Raw genomic sequence first — 22,525 nt, 5'->3', positions numbered from 1 at the left:
GTTGGATACGGTGAGCGTAATGCTGATTGGTATAATGAGTGACACACACGACAACCTCCCGGCTATAAGGAAGGCAGTCGATTTCTTCAACGAGAGGAACGTTGAGCTTGTAGTCCATGCCGGAGACTACGTTGCACCATTTGTTGCAAGGGAGTTGGAAAGGCTCAGGGCCCCGCTCAAGGGGGTTTTCGGTAACAACGACGGCGAGAGGAAAGGCCTATACGAGGCCCTTGGCATATACGATGACATACTCGAAATCGAGGCCGACGGGATGAAGATTGCCGTTACCCACGGAACAGATGAGAGAATCGTCCGCGCGCTGGCTCGCAGCAGGCTCTACGACGTCGTCGTGGTCGGCCACACCCACAGGTACGAGATAAGGGAAGAGGGCAGGACGATAGTCGTAAACCCCGGCGAGGTCTGCGGCTACATAACCGGCATCAAGAGCGTCGCCCTGCTGGACACGAGGAAGAGGGTTGTCGAGATTTTCAACATAGAGACCGGGGAGCTTCTCGGAGCCATGAGCCTCTGATGAGGCAAGGGCCATGGACGATATACTCCTTCCACGGGAACGCCGGGACGCGGTCGTCTTCATCGGTGTGGATTCCACAGATAACGTTGAGTTCGTCAAGGTGTACGCCGTCAGCGAAGAGACGGCGAGAGAGGCCCTTGAGAAGTTTTTTAACGCCCAGGGCCTCTTTCCCGCCGATTACCGCCTCGTGAGCAGTGGAACTGAGAGCGTCAGGGGCAAAAGCGCCATAACAACCCGGACAGAATTATCACTCAGCTCGGCCCTCGCACGGCTCGGGCTGAAGCTCCTCTCAAACGGCGTCCTCCACCTTGAAGGCAGGGAAACGGTTTACCAGCTCACGCTCGTGAGCGAGTCCCTCTACGAGAAGCTGGTCGTCAGAGGGGGAGGAGCTGAAGAGAATGAAGAGCCGTCCATTGAACTCAACGAAGTCCTCTCGCTCGGTGTAGACGTCCTCGTTGAAAACCTGAGGGGCGTTGACCTTTCTGAGTACCTCCCCCCAAATGCAAAGCTCCTAAGGGAACCGGAGCCCCCAGAGCTCCTCGGTATCATGGAAAATCCAGAGCGAGACTTCCAGCTAATCGTTGAGACGAAGCGCGCCTCAAAATATGTAGGTTTCGACTTCCCCGTTACCTTACGACTCCCCCCGCTCTCGCCGGAGGAGTTCGCGGCGGAGCTCTCAGAAAGAGTTGGGTTCCAGGTAAGTCCATCTCTTTTTAGGAAGTATCCCCCCGAAAAGCTCAGCCTCAGAAACGTCGAGGCCTTGGCAAGGCTCGTTAAGGCCCTGATGGAGAAAAAAGGACTGGACGAAAAAGACGCCCTGCCCTTGGCAGTCCGCCTCAACCTCGGAGAGCTCTGAAGTGCCTGAGCGCCATAGCCCTGAACTCGGGGTTGTGCTTTCCCAACGCCGCGTTTATCAGCGCCTTGAGGTTCTCATCTTCGGCGAGGTAGATTAGCAGGAGTCCCCGGTCGGGGCTGAGTTCGCCGAGAAATCCCGCTTCTCTCAGCAAAGAATCCCTGCTCCCAACGGTCTCTTTCAGCTCCAGAAACCTTTTGAGATAGGGCTCAACTGCCTCCATCCTCGCCTCGAACTCAAGCCAGTCAACCGCCAGTCTCTCCCCGGGAGATACGTAAAGTCCGGGACTTTCCAGGTAGGGCCTTAGCCTATCCCCTAGCTTTGAGCCCAGGAGCTTCGCCCGGAACCGCTCAAGGGCCTCGTAGTCGTTCTGGAGGCGCTTTTTGTCCACCAAGTCGAGAGAGTCGTAGAGTGCTATCCCCGTCAGGTAGCAAAGCGCGGCGAAGGGAACGTCGGGGAGTGTGATGCGGTTCTTTGTTACCCGGACGGATTTCCCAGGTGCTCTCTCCATTCCTTCAAGGAGCATGCCGAGGGGATAGCTCAGGCTTTTCACGCAGAACTCAAGCTCGTCCATACTCTCACCGTTGTAACTTAGGACTTGAGGGTAAAAGCATTTGGGCGAAGCTTTTTAGTCCGTGCCGGGAACTTAGTTCCGGTGAGAGGAATGATAGTCATAGACGGCTCCTACGGCGAGGGCGGTGGTCAGATACTGAGGACGAGCGTGGCCCTCTCGGTGATCACCGGAAAACCTGTCAAGATAATTAAAATCCGCGCCAACAGGCCGAATCCGGGTTTAAGGCCCCAGCATCTACACGGGATTCTAGCCCTAAAGGAGCTGAGCAACGCGAAGGTCAAGGGCGCGGAGGTCGGCTCCACGGCCCTTGAGTTCATACCCGGAAAGGCCGAGCCCAAGCACGTCCGCGTGCCGGTAAAGACCGCCGGGAGCATAACCCTCGTCCTTCAGGCCCTTCTTCCGGCGATGGCATTCACGGGCGGGAGCTTTGAGATAACTGGTGGAACAGACGTCCCCTGGAGCCCGCCGGTGGACTACCTGAAGAACGTGACCCTCTTTGCACTCGAAAAGATGGGTCTGAAGGTCGAGCTCGAGCTAAAGCGCAGGGGGCACTACCCCAAGGGCGGTGGCCTCGTCACTGGAAGGGTCGAGCCCTGGGAGGAGAGGAAGCCCCTCGTGGCGCTTGAGTGGGGAAGAATAGAGCGCTTTGGCGGGATAAGCCACGCCACCAACTTGCCCGCCCACGTTGCTGAGAGGCAGGCTAAGGCTGCCAAAGAGAGGCTGGAGGATCTCTACAGCGCCCCGGCGGAGATAGAGACAGAAGTGTCCCGCTCCCTCGGGCCAGGAAGCGGTATCGTAGTTTGGGCCGAGACGGACTCGCTGAGGCTCGGCGGGGACGCCCTCGGAAAGCGCGGAAAACCTGCAGAGGCCGTTGGCAGGGAAGCGGCTGATGAGCTAATTGAAGCACTGACGCTGAGAAAGGCCACCGACAAGTTCTTAGGCGACCAGCTGATACCGTTTTTAGCTTTTGCTGGCGGAGAAATCGGTGTTACCGAGATAACCAACCACCTCGTCACGAACGTCTGGGTCGTGGAGCAGTTCTTGGGCAAAACCTTCGAGGTGGAGGGAGAAGTCGGAGAGCCTGGTGTTGTGAAGGTGGTGAAGAGGGTGGAGATTTAATCCTCCTCCACCTCTACCCCATAGACCTTCCTCGGGTTCTCCACGTGTATCTTGTAAACGTCCTCCTCGGTGAATATGCCGTTCTGAAGGAAGGCCTTCGTCCTCTTTGGCACGGTCTTCGGCCCGAGAACCGCTCCCGGCCTCCGTTTGTCGTCTATGTAGTCCGTCTCCATCATGAAGCGGTTGCCCTGCTTTATGGCTTCCTGGATGTTCTTCCTGCTCGCTATGATGCTTGGGAAGACTCCCACCTCCTCGGCGACTTTCACGAGGGGTGGGGAGAAGTGTTTGACGACGCGGTGGGGCTTTATTCCAACTTCCCTCACGTACTCGCCGAGCTCCCTGAACTTGGCCTCGTCGAAGCTCTCCGTGTGGAGCTGAACCGCGCAGTCGGCTTCCTTCGCTAAGCTCATCCCGTACTTCATCAGCTCGATGCTCGCATCCCAGATTTCCGGCGGAACTTCGTAGTGCGGTCTGCCTATCTCGCCTATGGCTATGGCCTTTCCCTCAAGGCAGAGCCTCTGGGCGTATTCGAGGGCTTTCATGACTTCGTTTCTGGCGTATTCAAGGCCCTTCTGCTCCGCGAGGTAAACGAACTCCGCCGGATGCACACCGACGACGGCGTAGGCCCTAACGGGCGTCTCCTTGTTTATTTTCTCAACCAGTTCGATGTGGAAGTCCATCGCCTTCATGAAGTCCTCCGCATTCAGTCCCGGGAAGCCGTAGTCGTGGGCCGTCTTGTAGACCACGACGAGGTGCGTTCCGCCGGCGCGGTGGAACTGCTTAACCGCCTCGAGGAAGAGGCCTTTGAAGGGGTCAACGTGGAAGTGGTCGTCGAGAATTATCATACCACCACCTCACGACTGGTAGACCTCAAGGACGTCTCCTTTTTTAGCGTTTGTCTTCCCCTCAAGAACAAGCGCGACTCTATCACCGTCAACAGCGAAGTCGACTTTTTTCCTGTCCCTCTGGATTTCTCGGATTATGGCAACGCTTTCCCCCTTGACCTTGTATCCGGGGTACATTATGCCCTCAACCTCTCCAATCAGCATCTCCTTTCCGAGAACGTTGAGGCTTTGCTCGACCCTAAACTTTCCGACAGGGTTTCTGGATACTATTTTGATTTCCTCCGCCTTCCCCTGCCTCCCAAAGAACTTTTTCAGGAAGCTCACTCCCACCACCCAACGACATCCCGAGGGGAGATTAGGAGACGCTGGGTGTTCATCAGCAGAGCCAGACGGGACTTCTTTAGATAGACTCCGATAATCCCAGCTCCCTCATCCACCAGCTCTATGACAGAGGTAGCGAGGTCCTCCAGCATAGGAAGTGGATTAAAGAGTGGGTTTTTGGCCAAAGGCTTTTCCAGGATATAAACGCTCATTCCGTCTTTCTCACCTAATTTCTGCCGTATCGAAGACAAGACAGCGCGGATCATGTGGGGGTTGTTTTGGATGGAGAGAAGCCTTTCCAGGCCGAGCACGAGGTGTATGTATTTCCCGTCTGGGATTATCTTTTGCAACTTTTGGTCGATTTTCCTCTGATAAATCAATGGGTCTGTCTCAAAACGAACCCTCGCGACCACGTTGCCGGCATCTTGGCTTCCACCAACTTTTATGACTTTCATGTCCAGGTCTTCAAAGTTAACTCCCAAGAATCTCAAGTGAGTGAGATACACAGGTAGGGTATCGAAGATATCTTCCACTATCAAGGGAACGCCCCGACGCTTGGAGTACTCCATGAACATGTGAAGGGCAAATTCTACCCCGAGAATGGCACTGTTTTCTATCACTTCAACGTCTCCGGACAGTAAGTAATCAAATATGATGTCAATGTTCTCCTTTGTTATCATAACTCGCCGCTCCAGAGAGTTCATCAGTCCCACCCCCTTATGTCTATCCCAGCTTCCACCCCCATTAAGTGCGGGTTTATACTCTTCAGAACCTGGACGCGGGCACCTGTGTGGTACGGGATGAGTCTTATGACTGTGGTAGCAATCCTTTCGAGCTCTCCTAGAATTTTCACAGGAAGGCTCTCCATGACTTCCTCATTTACTATGTAGAAAGCTTTCCTTTTCTCGTTTCCTAGGAACTTTTGCACGCGGAGCACCATCTGATACACATCGAGGGGACTTTCCATGGATAGAAACAGGTCTTCCAGGCCGAGAACCAGGTTTATTGATGTCGAAGGTATCTCCTGAAAGACTTTAGAGCTTGCTGCAGCATAATTGGCTAGGTATACCCTAGAGTCCGTGTTGAAGGGGACGTTTGCCACAACGTTTCCGACCTTGAATTTTCCACCGGTTTTGAGGACATAAACATTGTCCCTGTTCAGGTCTATCGTTAGGCCAATGCACTCCGCATGGGTGAGTATCTTGTAAAGGGCATCAAAGTCATCATCTATAACCAAGGATATGTTCCGCTCTGAAGTGTGCTCTACAAAGAACCTCAGGAGAAACTCTGGGATATATGAAGTCGAATATTTCACGAGAACAGTCTCCCCTGGAAAGATGGCATCAACTATCTCGGCCACCTTTTTCCATTCCATACCTCTCACCTTGCTATAGAGTTGTCGTGAGCGGATATAAATGTTTTCCAAGAATTTGTAAAAATTTGCAAAATATCCCCCATCAAAGCCGTACCAGGTGCACAGAACAGGAGATGCACGGGTCAAAGGCTCTTATAGTCTCCTCAAGGCGATGCATCATGGCCTGCTCATCGACTTCTCCGTAGAGCTTACTCGCCTCCTCCAGCAGGCTGGCCTCCATCATCGCGTGGTTTAGGGCGGTGGGCGTTATGATGTTTGAGTACGCTATTTTGCCGTCCGAGTCGGTGCGGTAGTGGTGTATGAGGACTCCACTCGGTGCCTCAACGTAGCCGATACCCTCGCCTTCCCTGGGTTCAACGGGGACGTTCTCCCCTTCGATGCCTCTATCCAGGAGAGTCTTCGCTATCTCCTAGCCCGCTCAAGGGCATAGACCAGCTCTATCGCCGGGGCCAGGTTGTTGTAGCTGACGTATCCAGTGGTAAGCTTCTCCCTGTGCTCCTCGAATAGCCTTTTGCTTCAGGGGTGAGCATCTCCGACTTGAGGAGTAGTCTTGCCAGTGAACCGACCATAAAGCACGAGTCGTAGCACCTCCCCCTGGCGGAGCTGTACGCGTCAACCAGCGGTCGCAGACCTCGTAGCAGCGGCACGTCGGACAGACCATGTTGCCGTTGTCGCGGGCAGGCATACCTCGGCGTACTTCTTTCACACCTGGCTGTTGTACGCTAAATCGAGCATGTCGGCGGGGCCTTCCTGCGGGAGCTCCTTCTGGAAGGCTTTCGCGCGCTTCTCCTCGAACTTCTTGAGGTGTCTCAAGCCTTCGTCCCTGACCTCCTCTCCGCCGTGAAAGGCGAAGCTTCTAAACAGATGGTTGCCAACCATTTGTTACAAACTTGTACTTTGATGCACCCTTATAAACATTGAAGTCGAAGTTTTTTCCGACTAAAGCTCCGTGGTGATGCAGATGGGTGATGACCTTAGCTACATCCACTCATATCCCCCGGAACCGAGCTCCCTCATTCCTCTTCTCCAGCGAACGCAGGAAAAGTTCGGCTACCTTCCCAGGAAGGCCCTTGAGGAGATTGCGAACTACCTCGGTGTCCCGCTCAGCAGGGTGTACGGCGTCGCCACCTTCTACGCCCAGTTCCGCTTCGAGCCCCTCGGGAAGTACGTCGTCAAAATCTGTCACGGGACGGCCTGCCACGTAAACGGCGCCGTGAACATATCCCAGGCCATAACCGAGGAGCTTGGGATTGAGGAAGGGCAAACGACGGAGGACGGTCTCGTAACGCTGGAGCGCGTCGCCTGTCTCGGATGCTGCAGTTTAGCGCCGGTCATAATGATAAACGACAAGGTCTTCGGCAAGCTCACGCCCGAGAAGGTCAGGAAGCTGATGAGAAAGCTCAGGGAGGGGAAGCTCGATGTCTGAAATTAAGGCCATTGCAGTCGGCATGAACTCCTGCGGAATAGCGGCGGGCGCGAGGGAAACCTACGCTGCCATAAAGGCCGAGCTTGAGGAGAGAAACCTCGACGTGGAGCTCAAGATAGTCGGCTGCATCGGCATGTGCTACCGCGAGCCCCTCGTGGACATCATCACCGATGAGGAGATAATCACCTACGGCCACGTTGACCCCAAGAAGGTCCCCAGGATCATAGAGGAGCACGTTATCAACGGAAAGCCCATAGAAGAGTGGATTGTCAAGCGCGACTGGTGGGAGAACGGCGAGAGGAAGACGTGGGACGTTGACGGCTACTTCGCCAAACAGAAAAAGATAGTGCTCGAAAACTCCGGCTACATCGACCCCGAGAACATAGACGAGTACATCGCTGTTGGAGGCTATGAAGCCCTCAAAAAGGCCCTCAAGATGAAGCCGGAGGAGATTATAGACATCATTACGAAGTCCGGCCTCAGGGGAAGGGGCGGTGCAGGGTTCCCGACCGGGCTGAAGTGGAAGTTCACGAGGGAAGCTCCAGGAGACGAGAAGTACGTCATCTGCAACGCCGACGAAGGCGACCCCGGAGCCTTCATGGACAGGAACGTCCTTGAGGGCGACCCGCACCGCGTCATTGAGGGTATGATAATCGGTGCATACGCGATTGGAGCGACGAAGGGCTTCATCTACGTCCGTGCCGAGTACCCGCTGGCCATAAGGAGGCTGAAGATAGCGCTGAAGCAGGCGCGCGAGAGGGGTTTCCTCGGTGAGAACATCCTTGGTTCTGGCTTCTCTTTCGACATCGTCATTAAGGAAGGTGCTGGAGCGTTCGTCTGCGGTGAGGAAACAGCTTTGATAGCTTCCATAGAGGGCAAGCGCGGGATGCCGAGGCCGAGGCCGCCCTATCCGGCCCAGAAGGGCCTCTGGGGCAAGCCCACCAACATCAACAACGTGGAAACGTGGGCGAACGTGCCGTGGATAATCAAGCACGGCTGGGAGGCCTACGCCTCGATAGGAACCGAGAAGAGCAAGGGAACGAAGGTCTTTGCCCTGTCGGGCAAGATAAAGCACGGCGGAAACGTCGAAGTTCCGATGGGAATGACGCTGAGGGAGATACTCTACGAAATAGGCGGTGGGACGAAGACGGGTAAGAAGATTAAGGCCGTCCAGCTCGGCGGCCCCTCCGGAGGCTGCATTCCCGAATATCTCTTCGACACGCCCGTTGACTACGAGAGCGTTACGGCGACAGGTGCGATAATGGGGAGCGGTGGAATGGTCGTCATGGACGAGGACACCTGTATGGTGGACGTTGCCAAGTTCTTCCTCGACTTCACGGTGAAGGAATCCTGCGGAAAGTGCACCTTCTGCCGTCTTGGCACCAAGAGGATGTGGGAAATCCTTGACAAGTTCACGAGGGGCGAGGCAACTGAAGAAGATCTTGAGAAGCTCGAACGGCTCGCCTATCAGGTCAAAGCCGGCTCTCTCTGCGGTCTCGGGCAGACTGCTCCAAACCCCGTCCTCACGACGCTCCGCTACTTCAGGGACGAATACCTGGCGCACATCGAAGGGAAGTGCCCGGCCAAGGTCTGTAAGCCGCTCATCAAGTACGTCATCATCGCAGACAGGTGCACCGGCTGTACTGCATGTGCCATATTCTGCCCGGTGAAAGCTATCAAAGGCGAGAAGCTCAAGCCCCACGTTATCAACCAGGAGGAGTGCATCAAGTGCGGGACGTGCTACGAGGTTTGCCGGTTCAACGCCATAGAGATAGTCGATGCAGGGGGTGAGTGAGATGGTCAAAATCAAGGTCAACGGAAAGGAAGTCGAGGCCCCTGAAGGGAGGCCGCTCATAGAGCTCCTCCGCGAGATGGGCCACGTGCCCGGCTTCTGCTACAATGAAGAGCTTGACCCTTACGGCTCCTGCAGGCTCTGCCTCATCTCCACTAAGAGAGGGGTTACCACCTCGTGCACCCTCAAGCCAGTGGAGGGGCTTGAGGTAGAGACACTCACCGATGAAGTCGTTTCGATGAGGAAGACGGCGCTTGAACTCATCTTATCCAACCACTACGGCGACTGTATCGGTCCCTGTCAGGATGCCTGTCCGGCCCACAGCGACGTTCAGGGATACCTCGCACTCATAGCGATGGGCAAGTACCACGAGACGGTCAAGCTGATGAAGGAGAAGTACATCCTGCCGGCTGTTCTCGGAAGGGTCTGCCCGGCCTTCTGTGAGGACGCCTGCCGGAGGAACCTCGTTGATGAACCGCTGGCGATAAGGCAGCTCAAGCGTTTTGCCGCTGACTACGACCTCGAGCACGGCCCGTGGATGCCTGAGATTCCACCCTCAACCGGAAAGAGGATTGCCGTCGTCGGAGGAGGGCCCGCTGGATTAGCGTGCGCCTACTACCTCCGCCTTAAGGGCCACGAGGTCACGATAATCGAGGCGATGCCGGAACTTGGAGGAATGATGCGCTACGGCATTCCGCCCTACAGGCTCCCGAAGGACGTCTTAGACAGGGACATTGCGACAGTGATAAACACAGGCATAGAGGTGAAGACCAACACCGCCCTCGGAAGGGACGTAAGCCTTGAGGAGCTCCGCGAGAGGTACGATGCCGTCTTCCTCGGCGTCGGGGCCTGGAGAAGCAGGAAAATGGGGATTCCGGGCGAGGAGCTTGAAGGTGTCATGCACGGAATAGAGTTCCTCAGGAAGGTTAACATGGGCGAAAAGGTCGAGCTCGGGGAGCGCGTCATAGTCGTCGGCGGCGGAAACACGGCCATGGACGTTGCGAGGACGGCTCTGAGGCTCGGTGCAAAGGTCACAGTCGTCTACCGCCGTTCGAAGGCAGAGATGCCCGCCAACGAGAGGGAAGTCGAGGAGGCCATGGAAGAGGGCGTCGAGTTCATGTTCCTGACCAATCCGGTGAAGATTATCGGAGACGGGAAGGTCGAGGAGGTAGAGCTAGTCAAGATGCGCCTCGGCGAGCCAGATTCAAGCGGAAGGAGGAGGCCGATACCGGTTGAGGGCTCGGAGTTCAAAGTCAAAGCGGACAACGTGATCTTAGCTATAGGTCAGTACTGCGACGAGGAGTTCCTGAAGAGCCTCGGCATTGAGGCGAGGCGCGGAAAGGCCCTCGTTGATGAGGTGACGCTCCAGACGAGCGTTCCCGGTGTCTTCGCCGGCGGCGACCTCGTCCTCGGGCCGTCAACGGTTATCGAGAGCATAGCCACCGGAAGAAGGGCCGCGATAATGATAAACTTGTATCTTAAAGGCAAGCTGGAAAAGGCTAAAGCCGTTCTCACCGAGCCCGAGAAGCACATAGAGGAAGTCCTAAGCGACGACGACCTCTATAACGTTCTCTTTGACCTTAGACCCTACAACCACTGGAAGAAAGTAACCGAGAAGGACTATGAGCATGTCGAAAGAAAGCCGAGGGCGAAGGTGAAGCTCCTCGATCCGGAAAAGAGGAAGAGAACCTTCGAGGAGGTCGAGCCGGCCCTAACCGAGGAGCAGGTCCTTGAAGAAGCGAAGCGCTGTATGAGCTGCGGCTGTATGGAGGTCTTCCGCTGCAAGCTGAGGGAGTACGCCACGCTCTACAACGCCAGGCAGGACGCCTTCGAGGGCGAGGGGAACAAGTTCGAGATAGACGAGAGCCACCCGTGGGTAACGCTCGACAACAACAAGTGCGTCCTCTGCGGCCAGTGCGTCAACTTCACCCATGAGGTGGCGGGAGAAGGAGTGCTGGACTACCTCTTCCGCGGATTTAAGACGAGAATCTCGCCGCCGCTCGGGGAGAGCCTCGGAGAGGTGGAGGGTAAGTTCATCGGCGAGATGATAGACCTCTGTCCTGTCGGGGCGATAACTGAGAAGCTTCCGTTCGTCAAGCCAGGGCCCTGGAAGACAAAAACCGTAAAGACGGTCTGCAACGGTTGTTCCTTCGCATGTGAAATGGGGATAGAGGTCTACGACGGTATGCTCGTGAGGGCTTCGAGGGTGGAGAACTCATGGAACGGCCACCTCTGCGACTACTGCCGCTTCGCCAGGCCATGGGCCGAAGACCTTGCCGGCCCGCTCCTCAACGGCGAGCCGGTGAGCTGGGAGGAGGCGAAGCAGTTCATTGAGAAGGGCGACTATGCCTTAATCCTGACACCAGAGCTGACGAACGAGGAAATCGCCCGGCTCAAGGCCTTTGCAGAGGGGAAGGGCATTCCAATAGGCTCGACTGTGAGCGGAGGCATCTCCACGGCCACGCTTGAGGACATCAGGAAGGCAAAGCGCGTCCTCCTGAAGGCAGACCCGAAGAAGTTCCCGCTGCTCAAGATACTCCTGAGGGGCAAGGAAATCGTTGAGGAGGGCTACGAGGTTGCAATCCTCGAAGGGGGAGAACCTCTCGACGTCCCAACGCTAATCCTCCACGAGGGCGTCAATGCTGTCGGACTTCTAAAGGCAGGGGTAACTGGAATCCCGGAGAGCAAAGCCTACGTCGTGGTGGGGAGGACAAAGCTGGAGCTCGACGGGGACGTGCTGGTAGTCCCGACCGGCCTCTGGGCTGAGAGGAGCGGGACGGTAACCAACGCCTTTGGAATGGAGCTGAAGGTGGAGAAGGCGCGCGAGGGCCGTTCGCCGCTGGAAGTCTTTTTGTAGCGCTTTTGATTTTCCTTTTCTCCTCAAAACCCAACAACGCCGGAAGAAACCGTGGGAATCTCTTTAGATGGCTTGAAAAGAATGCATTGGGACGACAACACAGAAAACTCGAGAAGACTTTACTTTTTTCTTTTGAAAGCCTCGCCGTTCACGGCGGGGAGGAGGTCAGCACCAGCCAACAACGTCTGCGGGCCTTACAAATAGTTTGTTCGTCCCCCCGAGGATGTTAAATACGGACTTTTTGAGGTCAAGACAGACTAAGTCTTCACGGTCGTGGAGTTCGATGACCGAAGTGGCAACACCTTCAAGCAGGGGAAGCGGGTTCATGGGAAAGCCCTCAATAACGTGCCCCTCGACTATGCTGATTACCAGCCTCTTCTCGTTCCCCAGCTCCTCGCGCATGTGGCTGGCAATGGCATAGACGCTCTTGATATCACGCTGGAACCCAAGAAGTCTCTCAAATCCCGTGATAATGTACACGTGGGGATCGTCCCCTATCGCCTCTTTTACTGCCCTCTCCTTTTTCTTGATATAAAGCAAGGGGTCTGCCTCAAACTGGAGCTTACCAAAGACGTTCCCAACCTCATCAATACCGCCAACCTTCAGAACCCCAACGTGGTCCATCGGAGGGGCAAGCCCCATGACATCAAAGTGCCTCACGTAGCCAGCAAAGGCATCGAATATGTCCTCCACAATGACCGGCAAACTGTGCCCGTAGGTGTAGTTGAGGAGAGCGTAGAGCATGAGCTCAGCACCCACCATTGAGTAGTTCTTGACCAGCGTGAAGCCCCCGAACCTGACTTCGTCGAGGATCCTCTCGATGTCCTTTGCCGTTGCAACGGCAAGTTTAGCGTCTTTCACTGAGGTCACCCCCAAGCTCTACCTCAAACTTCATGCCAGTTAAAGTCAGGTCAGAGCTCTTCCGAATCGACACGGAAAGACCCATGGGGAGAGTTTCAGCGGCCCAGAGTCCAGTGGCTATCCTCCGTAGCTCGGGGAGAATGTAGCGGGGCAGGTTTGCGAAGAACCCTGATGGAAGAAGATACAATGTCTTTCTCTGGTTATTGCCCACGTAGCGCTGGATACCGAGGAGCAGACGGTAGAAGTCCCGGACGTCCCGCACGAAGTAAAGGACGTTTTCAAAACCAAGAACCAGGTGCAAAGCCGGGCCATCTATCCCCCCCAACTGGGGAGACGCCCCATCGTAGTTTCTGAGGAAAACCCTCGGGTCCGGGTGGAACTCCACCTGCCTGACGGTGCCCCCCACCTTATGTCTGCCCCCAACCTTCAGGACGTAAGAGTGGCCGATATCAACATCAAGACCGAGGATATCACTGTGAACAAGCAATGTGTAAAGACTATCAAAATAATCCTCAATCACGAAGGGAACCCCGCTTTCCCGTGTGTAGTCCGCAAGGAGCTTGAGTAAAAACTCCGAAACGTAAGACGTCTCGTGTTCAACTATTACCATTTCTCCATGCTTTACTAACTCAAGGAGTTCTGAAACTTCTGCTTTCATCACAACCCCCTATTCAGGGCTGTAATGAGGAGAATAAAACCTTTTCTACCGATTTCTACCAAGAACCCGCACAAGACTGCACAACAGCAGGGAGGACAAAAAACTGCCACAGAACTAATAGGTGCCGTTAAAGAAATAACGGAGGTTAAATAACCGCAGGAACACCCGGAATCCTTGGGAAGGGCTGGACTTCGACTATGTGCTTCGCCCCGACTATGTAGCGGATTAGCCTCTCGACGCCGATTCCCGCTCCAGCACTCGGCCTAAGGAGACCGGCCTTGGCCACCTCAAGGTACGGCCTGAAGGCCTCCTCGCTCAGGCCAGAGGCGCGTATTTTCGCCAGTATCTTCTCGTACTCCCACTCCCGCTCGCCACCGCTCGAGACCTCGCCGTAGCCTTCAGGCAAATAGAGGTCGTAGTTTCTCCAGATTCCGTCAACTTCCCTGTCGTAGAACTCCCTCGGGATTCCAGTTATCCAGAAGGGCTCTCCCATTTCTCTGCTCGCCTCCTCCTCGCTCCCGAACTCTTCGAGGATTTCCTCAAGGGTGAAGCGTTTGAATGGCCTCCTCGGCTTTGGAAGCTCCCTCTCGAAGGACTCCCAGACGACAGGTCTGAGCTCGCGGAAGAGGCCGACGATGAGCTCCTCTATCAGACTCATAACGTCGTCCATGCTCGCGCGGGCAATTTCGAAGTCGAGCTGGGTGAACTCGTAGGCGTGCCTTCCGTCGTCTGATTCCCTGCCCTCGAGCCGTATGTTGGGCGAGAGGACGAAGAGCTTATCTATCCCCATCGCGACGGCCATCTGCTTGTGGAGTATCATACTATGCATCAGCCTGAGCTTTTCCCCGTAGACCTCGACCTCCGGCGGTCTCAGGGCCTCCTCGGAGGAAGGCTCGGGCCAGAGCGGGTCGGTTATCGAGCTGAGCATCACCGGTAGCAACCAGCGGAAGCCTTTCCTCGACAGCTCGCCTGTGAGATAAGTTATGGCCCTCGTCTGAACCTCTGCAATCGGGTCAATTTTCCTGCTTACGATTTGGAGAGCGTTCATATCAATCACCCAATTTTCGTCAGAGTGCCTTCGGGTTTATTGCATTTGTGCAGAAAATTTTGAACGGAAGTCAAATTTTAACATGAATTTTTGAGATTCTTTGAAAATTGGACCAAATTTTTAGAGAATTTTAACATCCTGAAAAAAGTAGGACATGGAAAACAGCGCGTGGAGCGAAAACCTTTAAGTGGTATAATAGCGATTATATAATCATGATTACGCAAAAGTTCGTTGACAGGAAGGAAGAATTAACGACCCTGAGGAGGGCCTTCAAAAAGGGCGCACTGATTATCGTCTACGGTAGGAGAAGGGTTGGGAAGACGAGACTCCTCGTTGAGGCTTCCAGGGGGTTCAGAACCCTCTACCACCTCTGCAAGGAGGAAGAAGTTAGCGAGACCCTGAGAACGCTCAACGCGAAGCTCTTCTCGCTCACAAGTGATGAATCACTGCTGAGGCATCCAGTACACTCGTTCGATGAATTCTTCGAGAGACTGCCTGAAGACGTCGTGGTCATCTTTGACGAATTCCAGATTTTGGCCAAAAATCACCCCAGAATCCTCGGCGTCCTTCAGGAGCACCTTGACTTCCGGGGAAGCGGGAGCATCGTCCTCTGCGGTTCGAGCGTCTCGATGATGGAAGAGCTCGTTTCCTACGGCAGTCCAATCTATGGGAGGAGAACCCTCTCGCTCAGGGTCGAACCCCTGAAGTTCCGTCACATCGGCGAGTTTTTTCCGAATTACAGCCTCGAAGACCTCGTCAAGGTCTACGGCATGGTGGATGGAATCCCGGAGTACCTGCTCCGCCTCGACCCGTCACTCTCGCCCGAGGAGAACGCGCGGGAGGAGTTCTTCGGAAGGGGCGTCCTCTATGACGAAGCAGAATACCTGCTCCGCTACGAGCTCCGCGATTTAAGCACCTACAACACGATTCTTGAGGCCATAAGCTACGGCCACCGCTCGTTCAACGAGCTGAGGAACATTACAGGACTCGACGGGTCAAAGCTGACACGCTACCTCAGCATACTCATAAACCTAGGAATAGTCGGCAGGGAAGCCTCCGTTACGGAAAAGCCGAAAAAACGGGCAAGAAACTCGCGGTATTTCATACGGGACAACTACTTCGCCTTCTACTACACGTTCGTTTATCCGTTCAGGGAAGGGATAGAGATTGGAATGCCGGATGAGGCGCTGGAGCACTTTGAAAGGAACTTCAACCGCTACCTCGGGTGGGTCTTTGAGAATATTGCCAAGCAGTTCCTCATCGAGCTGAACCAGGTTGGACAGTTGCCGTTTAAGTTCACGAAAATCGGCAGGTGGTGGCGCAGGGGTGAGGAGATTGATTTAGTCGCTTTGAACGAGAGGGAGAAGAAGGCGCTCTTCGTCGAGGTGAAGTGGAAGGACTTAAGCGAGCGGGAAGCGCAGAGAGTTTTGAAGGACTTGGAGCGGAAAGCAGAGTTGGTGGGGCTTGAAGGCTGGGAGAAAAACTACGGGTTTATAGCTAAGAGTCTGGAAGGGAAAGAGGAGCTGAAAAAGGAGGGTTGGTTTGCCTGGGACTTAAACGACTTTGAGACCCAGCAAAAGATACCGTTATAACCCCCGGCGAGAACTACCTAATGGTGAACCGAATGGGCGTCTACATCTTTAAGCCCGAGGACTTGATACGGTACGGCTCGGCAAGGCCCGAGCAGATGGAGCTCCTGAAGGAAAAGATTCTCGGAAAGAAGGACATCCTCATAGTCGGAACGAGCAGGAGCGGAAAGACGAAGCTGGTCGAGGCACTGCTCCACTACGTCCCCGACGACTGGAGGATAGCGGTCGTAACTGCCTACGGCGAGTTCAAGCCCTTCAAGCCTAACATCGAGGTCATTGATACGGCCTTTGACCAGCGCTCGACGGAGGAGAGAACCAACGAGGTTATCAAGGAGCTCAGAAGGCTCCACCCGGACTACGTGGTGATAGACACCCTCCACACGGTCAGCGTCCCGAGAATTCTGGACAGGTTGATAGACGACTACGCCTTTATCATCACTTCCCTTGTGATGACCAATGACCTGAAGGCTGAAGTCATGCACTGGCTTGGAATAGACGAGAAGACCTTCGACCGCTTTGATATCCTCGTCGAGCTGAGCAGGGACTGGAGAACCGGAATGAAGAAGATAAACAGGATTTACAGGATTAAGAACGGGGAGCTCGAACCGATAGTTTAGCTACCAGCGGTTTCTCACGTTTCTTCTTCCTCCCCTCAGGAGAAGCTTTCTCTTCCAGAGGGCGAAGAGTATGAGATTCAGGAGAACCGTAACGACGAGGGAAGCCGTTAGCGAGCCGAAGGTTATGCCCGCGATGCTGTACTTCGTCCTCTTCACCATACCGAGGGCCACGTAGTCCTCGGGGGTCATGTGCCTCATCTCTGGCGAAACCCGAACCGTGCCGTTCTCTGGGAGGAGTGAGAGCATGTGGTTCCACGTGACCACGTAGAGCTTCACATGGGTTCCGTTGACGGTGCAGTTGGGAACAGTCAGCCCGCGTTCGAGCCACAGGCACGAGCCGTCCGGAAATATTTTTCCGTGAACGGGCGAGTGGTCGTAGGTCTGGAAGTAGAAGGAGCCGTTTTCGGGGTCTATCTCGAAGACCTCTATGTCCTCTGTGGTGCCGTAGATTAAACCCCTCATGACGCGGTAGAGCTTGTCCAAGAGGGCATTGCCAAAATGCTCGTCGTGCCAGACGATGTAGTAGTACAGCTCGCCGTTCCGCCCGACCATGTAGAGGATTTCAGTCGGCTCGTCACCGGGCTTGGAGTGAAGAACCGGAGAATAAGTAAAAACCTTGGAGCTCTCCCAGGGAAGGTAACCCTCCAGGGAGTAACCGCTCGCGGTTAAGGCAATCGCCCAGAAGACGAAGACGTTTCCGATGAGCCACAGGACTACCAGAACCGTTCTCCTTCGCATAGTTGAAAAGAAAGAGAAATCAGGCCTTAAGCTTTTCTATGACTTCCCTGAGGTTGTCGAGCATCTCGCGGATGTCGTCGAAGGTCATGTAACCCATGTTTCCAATCCTGAAGGTCTTCTCGGCGACGCTTCCGTAGCCCTTGGCAAGCTCGAAGCCGCGCTCGCGCATGGCGTTGTAGACGTCGACGCCCTTCATTCCCTCGGGGACGACGACGGCTGTAATCGTTGGGCTCTCGTAGCCAGGCTCCGCAAGGATTCCAAGGCCCATCTCCTTGACGCCCTCGCGTATCATTTCGCTCCTCTTCCTGTACATGTCGAGCCAGGCCTCTTTGCCACCCATCTTCTCAATAATCCTCAGGACGACGTTGAGGCCGAATATCTGCGGAAGTGGAGGCGTTGAGGGCGTTCCCTTCTTCTTCGCATTGAACTTCTTGTAGAGCGGAAGGTCGAAGTACCAGCCGCGCTCCGGCATCTTCTCGGCTATCTCGAAGACGCGCTCGCTCACAGCGGCGACTGCCAGTCCCGGCGGGACGCCGAAGGCCTTCTGACTGCTCGCAAAGACGAGGTCAATGCCCCACTCGTCGAACTTGATGTCAGCGCCGCCCATGGCTGAAACGGCGTCAACGAAGAGGAGCTTGTCGTGCTCGTGGACGACCTTGGCCAGCTCCGGGAGCGGGTTGAGGACACCGGTCGAGGTCTCATTGTAGGTTATCGTGACAGCTTGAACGTCGGGGTTCTTCCTGAGGGCGTCGTCGAGCTCCTCAGGCTTTATGGCATAGCCGGGCTCCTTCTCAAGGATGATGGCCTTCCTTCCGTTGGCCTCGACGACTTCAGCAAAGCGCTTTCCGAAGGCCCCGATAACGGTCACGAGGACCTTTCCGCCGTGCGGTACGGCGTTTCTAACTGCCGCCTCCATGAAGCCGGTTCCAGAGCTCGGGAAGAGAATTATCTCGCCTTTGTCGGCCTCAAGGAAGGCCTTGAGCCTGTTGAGGGTGTCAACGTGAACGGCCTTGGCCTCGGCCGAGCGGTGGCTGAACATCTGGACGCTCATTATCGCGAGGACTTCCGGGAAGCAGGCGACCGGGCCGGCGGTGAAGAGCTTGTACTTCGGCTTCACCATCTCGTAGACTTCCCTATAAGCGTCCTCGTACTGCATGTCGAAGTGGAGCTCCATTCCAATCACCTCGAAGCGGGTTGATGCGAGGGGTAATAAATCCTTCGCTCGAAAATTCTCGAAAAAATTTGAAACTAAATGCATATGTTGGTTCGATTTTTGAAAGACTTTCGGGGAACAAAGCCTTTTAAGTAGACCGCATAGCGTTCAGAAGGTGGTTCAATGGAACGCAGAAGGCTCATTGGAATCATACTCCTCATAATATCCGCCTTTACAGGCACGATTGCTTTCCGCCTCGCGACTCCTGCCATAGCTTTCTACACGAGGGACGTGCTCAAGGCGAGCATGTTCGCGGTCTCCCTCGTCTCGATGTCGTTTGTCCTTGCAAGGGCATTCTCCTCAGTCCTCGGCGGTTTAGTCCTTGAGAGGGGAAAGAAGCTCGTCTACCTCGGAGCAATAGCGATGATGGGAAACGCCCTGGCGGTTCATCTCTATCCTCTCACATCAAACTGGCTCCAGGTAGTCGGGATAAAGCTTCTGAACGGCTTTCTCAACGGTCTAAGCTGGCCGATGGCCCAGTTCGTCATTGCGGTGGCGACGCCGGGGGAGATAAGGGCGAGGGTTACGGCAGTGTACTTCTTCTTTGGGAGTATCGCATCCCTCCTTGGAAACTACGTCTACGCCTACACGGTTAAGCTCGGCCTCGCCGGCCAGATGTGGATTGCATCGGCGTTCTTCGTTCTGACCGGCCTCATAATGCTCCTCAGCTACTACCTCCTCTACGACGAAATAACACCGAAGAGGAAGAAAACGCCGGACGGTGAGAGGCCGAGCCTGAACCCGAAAAGAGTTCTAACGATTGCCTCGCTGATGGCGGTTATAGTGGCCTTCACCTCGGGCGAGATAACCTACGTCTACGTCTCGGAGGCGCTGAGGATAAGCAAGGAAAGGACTGCGGTTCTCCTCGGCTGGACGGGCTTCCTATCTTCCCTGCTGAGCTACTTCGTCTCATGGGCGGCGGACGTGAGGAGCGAGGCCAAGATGGTGAAGCTGACTTCCATGATGGCCGCAGTTTCACCCATCCTTGCCGCAATAAAGACTGCCCCTACGGTTTTCTTCGGGATTTTCCTGGCACTCTTTGCCTTCCAGAGCTTCCGGCCAATTTCCAGAAAGGTGCTGGCGAGCTACCACCGCTCATCGCTCGCGATAGGTGGGGTAAACGCGGTGCAGAACCTCTCGACCTTCATCGGGGGGATGCTCTTCGGTGTGGCGTATTCCCTCGGCGAGATTCACTCGCTTCTTACCCTCAATCTGGCTCTTTTGGCGTTCCTGCCGTTTTCGATTGGGTTAATCCTGGAAGGGGCCCGCCTGAAGAGCTGAGGGTTTTACTTTTTGTTTTCAACTTCGTGTTTACGAAACTTTTTTAAGTCTGGATTATTCAGCCTAATTGAAACCCTCCGGAGGTGGTAACGTTGAACCGCCGGTGGGTTGGAGTTCTGGTGTTCCTACTCATGTTGACACTGCCCGGGGCCTCTGCCCTTTCTTTCCCCTGGTCGGGAACCCAAATCCTCGGGACGAGCGTCGGAGCGTACCCGATTCACATCAGCAGGGTTGAACAGGAGGACAACATTGCAGTCGTCACGTGGGATGTTCCACCGAACTGCTTCTCCGGCTATGGGACTGTCCTTATAAGCAAAGACGGCAGGAGTGTCAGCGAGCGCGTGAACCTCGGGCGCTTAAAACCCTGGGGCAAGAAGGTTGCGGTCTTCTTCAACGTTAGAGAGCCGATTTACGTCAAGCTGCGCATTACCTCGGGAAACGGCGTTTTCATGAGCTCGTGGGTAAAGCTTGAACCGGCTTTCAAGTTTCCAGTTCTCCCCAAGGCCTACGGAACCAAGCGGGACACCACCAATGGGGAAGAGATAAAGCCCCAGTTCGTTCCGGCGATTATAGGAACTATAGTTATTGTGGGGACTACTCTAAAGGATGCTTATGATGCGTACAATGCGTGCAAGAATTACGGCATAGGGTCTATGGAGTGTAAAGTTCAGAGTACGCTCCTCATCGTTGGAGTTGCTATTCCTGGCGCGAGTGATAAGGGGATAAGGCTTGTCTCAAAGCTCGGCAAGAAGTTTGGAGTGTCCGAGAAAATTTACAGCGTTCTCAAGAGGGCACGGGTTATAGATAGGGCAAAGCGTGTCGTTAAGAAGTTCTTTGGAATCTTCGACGATATTGTAAGGCACGGTGATGACGCCGCGAAGGCCCTAGACAACCTCGTCAGTGCTGGAGTTTCAACGGAGGCAATTGAGGAGGCCGTCAAGCACGGGGCAACGGTAAAAGCCGTGAAGGAAGGGATTGAGAAGTTTGCAGAGAAGGAAATTAAAACGAAATTTTCAGTCAGAGTTGGAAGCACTACTAAGAGCATAGAAGTTGTTTTTGAGAAAGGCTCTGAAAGAGATGGTGGTCTTATTCACACATGGCTAAGACACGTACTTGGAGTGTCTATGGAAGACATGTCTAATAAACCGGTCACTAATTTCTGGCCGATGGGTCAAGAGATAATAGTCAATGGTCAAAAGAAAAAGTTGCCGAAGGTCTTTGACAGTCCAAAAGAACTGAGAGAGTTCATTGATGAAGTTCTAAAACGTGTAAGCAATGATGAAGACTTAATACGGGAGCAACTAATTAACAAATGGGGAGCTTGGAAAAGTAACGTGCCCCTAAAAATCGACCTGAAAAAATACGGTATCAACGTTGATGGCATTGAAGAGATAGTCATAGAACTCAGGCTTGAAAACGGGAAATACGTTGCTAAAACAGCGTACCCAACAAAAGGGTGGGCCGTTTGGCAGTATAGAAGCACGACAGGAGAATGGATTTGGCTGGGGTGATTAACTCATGAAGAAGGGGAGCATTAACGATATATCCAAACACGATAAAGCAGGCCTTAGTGAGGACTTTATTTCTTTCTTTTCCTTCTTGTTGCGTGATACTAACATTCTTCTCTTAAGTAAAAAGGGCGCAAAAGTTGAGAAGCAACAGTATGAAAATCTGCTAAGGATAATTGACGTTTTGCTTACTGGAACTTCTTGGTTAATGTTGTCAGAGCGCGTTGAAATACCCGTGGGATCTATAGAATTAGCCAGAGAGCTTGGATTTGAAATTCAAAAAGAAAGCTCAGTATATCACGCGAAAATACCCGCCGGAATTAATCTGTTCCTTGAACGCTCGGGCAGGAGGTTGAGAATCCACTACTACGCCGAATTCCAAAACTCACGAGTGTCCAAAGGTACGATTGAATTCGAATTCGACAAATTTGTTAATGAATTGCTCAGGATAGCAAAGAAACATTTGATTGAACATGCATCAAAAGAAAATATGCTACATTCCCATCTCAATGAGGCCTCGGTGGTACTCGAATTTTATAAGTGGATCTCGCGAAAATGGAATAACGAAACTCTGAGGGACATTCACGATAAAGTCTCTATTACAACCACCCACCTGCACTTTGAGATATGCCTAAATAAGTTCAATGTGGGCGAAACGTTTAATCCCTTTCCTGTGGCAATCTGGCTTGACAATTATCTTTTGGTAGGGGCATGCCAAGAGACTAACGGGGAGAAGAAGGTTATGGGAATACCAATGGAGCCTTTGTATGTATTCAATGAACTTCTTTATGCGGTCTCATGGATTATGGAGCCGGACTCCTCAGAAGGGGGTTTATACGCTGGCGAATTAAGAAAATATGTTCAAAAACTCGGCTTTTCAGTTGGGAATAAGAATCCACTCTACTTAGTTTCCTTTGGTTGTTGTAGCACTATAGTTTTTGAGCGTGAAAATGATAATCTGTTGATTCACTACCATAACTCGCTGAGGAACTGTGATGAGTTGCCCAATGGGACAATTGAGGTTCCCCTCAAGGAATTCATTGAAGATTTGCTGAAATGTGTATTTGCATACCTGACAAGGTACATGGACATTGTGGAGAAAATCAGAGCCAGTCACGGTCAAAAACCGGAAGAATATGCGTGCAATGAATTGTGGAGTAACTACAAATATACCCTAAGGAAATATCTGAGACTTACTGGAGCTATATCAGCTCTTTAAGGCTTTCAGGAACGAGAAAGAGCTCAGAGAGTTCCTTGATGAAGTACTGGAGAGGGCACTTCAGAAGGAGACGTACTACACAGAATTTAGGGGACAGAG

General features: G+C 53.8%; 21 protein-coding genes and 1 pseudogene. 11 read left to right on the top strand and 11 right to left on the bottom strand.

Translation table 11 applies throughout. The annotated features are described in order from the left end of the window. Window positions 1-19 precede the first annotated feature (19 nt). Both ACZ5ER_RS03735 and ACZ5ER_RS03730 read left to right on the top strand, forming a co-directional pair. On the top strand, window positions 20-532 hold the full coding sequence (locus ACZ5ER_RS03735) for a metallophosphoesterase (protein WP_464935087.1): 513 nt from the start codon (window positions 20-22) through the stop codon (window positions 530-532). A gap of 13 nt (window positions 533-545) precedes the next feature. Continuing rightward, complete coding sequence (locus tag ACZ5ER_RS03730) at window positions 546-1,388, top strand: hypothetical protein (RefSeq protein WP_464934840.1); 843 nt, start codon at window positions 546-548, stop codon at window positions 1,386-1,388. Here ACZ5ER_RS03730 and ACZ5ER_RS03725 read toward each other — a convergent pair. Further along, a complete protein-coding gene (locus ACZ5ER_RS03725) occupies window positions 1,369-1,959 on the bottom strand; it encodes a hypothetical protein (RefSeq protein ID WP_050002670.1) in 591 nt (196 codons plus the stop codon). The genes ACZ5ER_RS03730 and ACZ5ER_RS03725 overlap by 20 nt on opposite strands. Window positions 1,960-2,049: 90 nt before the next feature. Here ACZ5ER_RS03725 and rtcA point away from each other — a divergent pair, with 90 nt between their 5' ends. Then, entirely contained in the window at window positions 2,050-3,078 is a 1,029-nt protein-coding gene (rtcA, locus tag ACZ5ER_RS03720; protein ID WP_464935086.1) for an RNA 3'-terminal phosphate cyclase, read from the top strand. Here the strand turns inward: rtcA and ACZ5ER_RS03715 are convergent. From ACZ5ER_RS03715 to ACZ5ER_RS03695, 5 genes and pseudogenes are all read right to left on the bottom strand, one after another. After that, the gene (locus ACZ5ER_RS03715) at window positions 3,075-3,923 is read right to left on the bottom strand and encodes a TatD family hydrolase (RefSeq protein ID WP_464934839.1); all 849 of its coding nucleotides are present in this window, start codon (window positions 3,921-3,923) and stop codon (window positions 3,075-3,077) included. The genes rtcA and ACZ5ER_RS03715 overlap by 4 nt on opposite strands. A gap of 9 nt (window positions 3,924-3,932) precedes the next feature. Continuing rightward, window positions 3,933-4,247, bottom strand: a complete 315-nt coding sequence (gene pbp11, locus ACZ5ER_RS03710; RefSeq protein ID WP_227738771.1) for a tRNA-binding protein Pbp11 — start codon at window positions 4,245-4,247, stop codon at window positions 3,933-3,935. Then, a complete protein-coding gene (locus tag ACZ5ER_RS03705) occupies window positions 4,244-4,948 on the bottom strand; it encodes a DUF257 family protein (protein ID WP_050002667.1) in 705 nt (234 codons plus the stop codon). The genes pbp11 and ACZ5ER_RS03705 overlap by 4 nt, the downstream gene beginning before the upstream one ends. Continuing rightward, a complete protein-coding gene (locus ACZ5ER_RS03700; RefSeq protein ID WP_050002666.1) occupies window positions 4,948-5,619 on the bottom strand; it encodes a DUF257 family protein in 672 nt (223 codons plus the stop codon). Before ACZ5ER_RS03700 ends, ACZ5ER_RS03705 begins: the two co-directional genes overlap by 1 nt. Before the next feature lie 82 nt (window positions 5,620-5,701). Then, a pseudogene (locus tag ACZ5ER_RS03695) lies at window positions 5,702-6,453 on the bottom strand (nickel-dependent hydrogenase large subunit); the annotation flags it as partial. Window positions 6,454-6,580: 127 nt separating this feature from the next. Here ACZ5ER_RS03695 and nuoE point away from each other — a divergent pair. Genes nuoE through ACZ5ER_RS03680 form a run of 3 tightly spaced genes read left to right on the top strand, consistent with a single transcriptional unit; the run spans window position 6,581 to window position 11,694 of the window. After that, window positions 6,581-7,045 (top strand): NADH-quinone oxidoreductase subunit NuoE, encoded by a 465-nt coding sequence (nuoE, locus tag ACZ5ER_RS03690; RefSeq protein WP_050002665.1) that lies wholly within the window; start codon window positions 6,581-6,583, stop codon window positions 7,043-7,045. Beyond that, entirely contained in the window at window positions 7,038-8,840 is a 1,803-nt protein-coding gene (nuoF, locus tag ACZ5ER_RS03685) for an NADH-quinone oxidoreductase subunit NuoF (protein ID WP_464934838.1), read from the top strand. The genes nuoE and nuoF overlap by 8 nt, the downstream gene beginning before the upstream one ends. A gap of 1 nt (window position 8,841) precedes the next feature. Continuing rightward, a complete protein-coding gene (locus tag ACZ5ER_RS03680) occupies window positions 8,842-11,694 on the top strand; it encodes an NAD(P)-binding protein (RefSeq protein WP_464934837.1) in 2,853 nt (950 codons plus the stop codon). Window positions 11,695-11,859: 165 nt separating this feature from the next. Here the strand turns inward: ACZ5ER_RS03680 and ACZ5ER_RS03675 are convergent, their stop codons facing one another. The 3 genes from ACZ5ER_RS03675 to ACZ5ER_RS03665 all read right to left on the bottom strand — a co-directional run bounded on the left by ACZ5ER_RS03675 (window position 11,860) and on the right by ACZ5ER_RS03665 (window position 14,261). Then, window positions 11,860-12,555: a DUF257 family protein gene (locus ACZ5ER_RS03675; RefSeq protein ID WP_464934836.1), complete on the bottom strand. Its 696-nt coding sequence runs from the start codon at window positions 12,553-12,555 to the stop codon at window positions 11,860-11,862. Beyond that, complete coding sequence (locus ACZ5ER_RS03670) at window positions 12,542-13,213, bottom strand: DUF257 family protein (RefSeq protein ID WP_050002661.1); 672 nt, start codon at window positions 13,211-13,213, stop codon at window positions 12,542-12,544. The genes ACZ5ER_RS03675 and ACZ5ER_RS03670 overlap by 14 nt, the downstream gene beginning before the upstream one ends. Before the next feature lie 145 nt (window positions 13,214-13,358). Continuing rightward, on the bottom strand, window positions 13,359-14,261 hold the full coding sequence (locus ACZ5ER_RS03665; protein WP_464934835.1) for an asparagine synthetase A: 903 nt from the start codon (window positions 14,259-14,261) through the stop codon (window positions 13,359-13,361). A gap of 212 nt (window positions 14,262-14,473) precedes the next feature. On the opposite strand from ACZ5ER_RS03665, the gene ACZ5ER_RS03660 reads away from it, so the two are divergent. Continuing rightward, entirely contained in the window at window positions 14,474-15,853 is a 1,380-nt protein-coding gene (locus ACZ5ER_RS03660) for an ATP-binding protein (RefSeq protein ID WP_050002659.1), read from the top strand. A 32-nt stretch (window positions 15,854-15,885) separates the two neighbouring features. After that, window positions 15,886-16,467: a P-loop NTPase family protein gene (locus tag ACZ5ER_RS03655; protein WP_464934834.1), complete on the top strand. Its 582-nt coding sequence runs from the start codon at window positions 15,886-15,888 to the stop codon at window positions 16,465-16,467. On the opposite strand, the gene ACZ5ER_RS03650 is transcribed toward ACZ5ER_RS03655, so the two are convergent. Both ACZ5ER_RS03650 and ACZ5ER_RS03645 read right to left on the bottom strand, forming a co-directional pair. Further along, on the bottom strand, window positions 16,468-17,205 hold the full coding sequence (locus ACZ5ER_RS03650; RefSeq protein WP_050002657.1) for a hypothetical protein: 738 nt from the start codon (window positions 17,203-17,205) through the stop codon (window positions 16,468-16,470). Between the two features lie 19 nt (window positions 17,206-17,224). Continuing rightward, entirely contained in the window at window positions 17,225-18,379 is a 1,155-nt protein-coding gene (locus ACZ5ER_RS03645) for a pyridoxal-phosphate-dependent aminotransferase family protein (protein ID WP_464934833.1), read from the bottom strand. A gap of 162 nt (window positions 18,380-18,541) precedes the next feature. Between ACZ5ER_RS03645 and ACZ5ER_RS03640 the strand changes: the two genes are divergently transcribed. The 3 genes from ACZ5ER_RS03640 to ACZ5ER_RS03630 all read left to right on the top strand — a co-directional run bounded on the left by ACZ5ER_RS03640 (window position 18,542) and on the right by ACZ5ER_RS03630 (window position 22,426). Further along, window positions 18,542-19,699 carry an MFS transporter gene (locus tag ACZ5ER_RS03640; protein WP_464934832.1) on the top strand — a complete coding sequence of 386 codons (1,158 nt, stop codon included), beginning with the start codon at window positions 18,542-18,544 and terminating at the stop codon, window positions 19,697-19,699. A gap of 83 nt (window positions 19,700-19,782) precedes the next feature. Beyond that, a complete protein-coding gene (locus tag ACZ5ER_RS03635) occupies window positions 19,783-21,210 on the top strand; it encodes a hypothetical protein (RefSeq protein WP_464934831.1) in 1,428 nt (475 codons plus the stop codon). A gap of 7 nt (window positions 21,211-21,217) precedes the next feature. Then, window positions 21,218-22,426, top strand: coding sequence for a hypothetical protein (locus ACZ5ER_RS03630; protein ID WP_050002653.1), 1,209 nt, complete (start codon window positions 21,218-21,220; stop codon window positions 22,424-22,426). The last annotated feature ends 99 nt before the right edge of the window (window positions 22,427-22,525 follow it).

It is taken from the genome of Thermococcus marinus (assembly GCF_055389025.1).
The sequence above is the reverse complement of the archived record's forward strand: the minus strand, read 5'-3'. Positions and strand labels throughout refer to the sequence as shown.

What these genes read in the sequence shown, in the direction of transcription:
- ACZ5ER_RS03735 (WP_464935087.1), top strand. Translation starts at nt 20, where the DNA reads ATGCTGATTGGTATAATGAGTGACACACACGACAACCTCCCGGCTATA.
- ACZ5ER_RS03730 (WP_464934840.1), top strand. Translation starts at nt 546, where the DNA reads ATGGACGATATACTCCTTCCACGGGAACGCCGGGACGCGGTCGTCTTC.
- ACZ5ER_RS03725 (WP_050002670.1), bottom strand. Translation starts at nt 1,959, where the DNA reads ATGGACGAGCTTGAGTTCTGCGTGAAAAGCCTGAGCTATCCCCTCGGC.
- rtcA (WP_464935086.1), top strand. Translation starts at nt 2,050, where the DNA reads ATGATAGTCATAGACGGCTCCTACGGCGAGGGCGGTGGTCAGATACTG.
- ACZ5ER_RS03715 (WP_464934839.1), bottom strand. Translation starts at nt 3,923, where the DNA reads ATGATAATTCTCGACGACCACTTCCACGTTGACCCCTTCAAAGGCCTC.
- ACZ5ER_RS03705 (WP_050002667.1), bottom strand. Translation starts at nt 4,948, where the DNA reads ATGAACTCTCTGGAGCGGCGAGTTATGATAACAAAGGAGAACATTGAC.
- ACZ5ER_RS03700 (WP_050002666.1), bottom strand. Translation starts at nt 5,619, where the DNA reads ATGGAATGGAAAAAGGTGGCCGAGATAGTTGATGCCATCTTTCCAGGG.
- nuoE (WP_050002665.1), top strand. Translation starts at nt 6,581, where the DNA reads ATGGGTGATGACCTTAGCTACATCCACTCATATCCCCCGGAACCGAGC.
- nuoF (WP_464934838.1), top strand. Translation starts at nt 7,038, where the DNA reads ATGTCTGAAATTAAGGCCATTGCAGTCGGCATGAACTCCTGCGGAATA.
- ACZ5ER_RS03680 (WP_464934837.1), top strand. Translation starts at nt 8,842, where the DNA reads ATGGTCAAAATCAAGGTCAACGGAAAGGAAGTCGAGGCCCCTGAAGGG.
- ACZ5ER_RS03670 (WP_050002661.1), bottom strand. Translation starts at nt 13,213, where the DNA reads ATGAAAGCAGAAGTTTCAGAACTCCTTGAGTTAGTAAAGCATGGAGAA.
- ACZ5ER_RS03665 (WP_464934835.1), bottom strand. Translation starts at nt 14,261, where the DNA reads ATGAACGCTCTCCAAATCGTAAGCAGGAAAATTGACCCGATTGCAGAG.
- ACZ5ER_RS03660 (WP_050002659.1), top strand. Translation starts at nt 14,474, where the DNA reads ATGATTACGCAAAAGTTCGTTGACAGGAAGGAAGAATTAACGACCCTG.
- ACZ5ER_RS03655 (WP_464934834.1), top strand. Translation starts at nt 15,886, where the DNA reads ATGGGCGTCTACATCTTTAAGCCCGAGGACTTGATACGGTACGGCTCG.
- ACZ5ER_RS03650 (WP_050002657.1), bottom strand. Translation starts at nt 17,205, where the DNA reads ATGCGAAGGAGAACGGTTCTGGTAGTCCTGTGGCTCATCGGAAACGTC.
- ACZ5ER_RS03645 (WP_464934833.1), bottom strand. Translation starts at nt 18,379, where the DNA reads ATGGAGCTCCACTTCGACATGCAGTACGAGGACGCTTATAGGGAAGTC.
- ACZ5ER_RS03640 (WP_464934832.1), top strand. Translation starts at nt 18,542, where the DNA reads ATGGAACGCAGAAGGCTCATTGGAATCATACTCCTCATAATATCCGCC.
- ACZ5ER_RS03630 (WP_050002653.1), top strand. Translation starts at nt 21,218, where the DNA reads ATGAAGAAGGGGAGCATTAACGATATATCCAAACACGATAAAGCAGGC.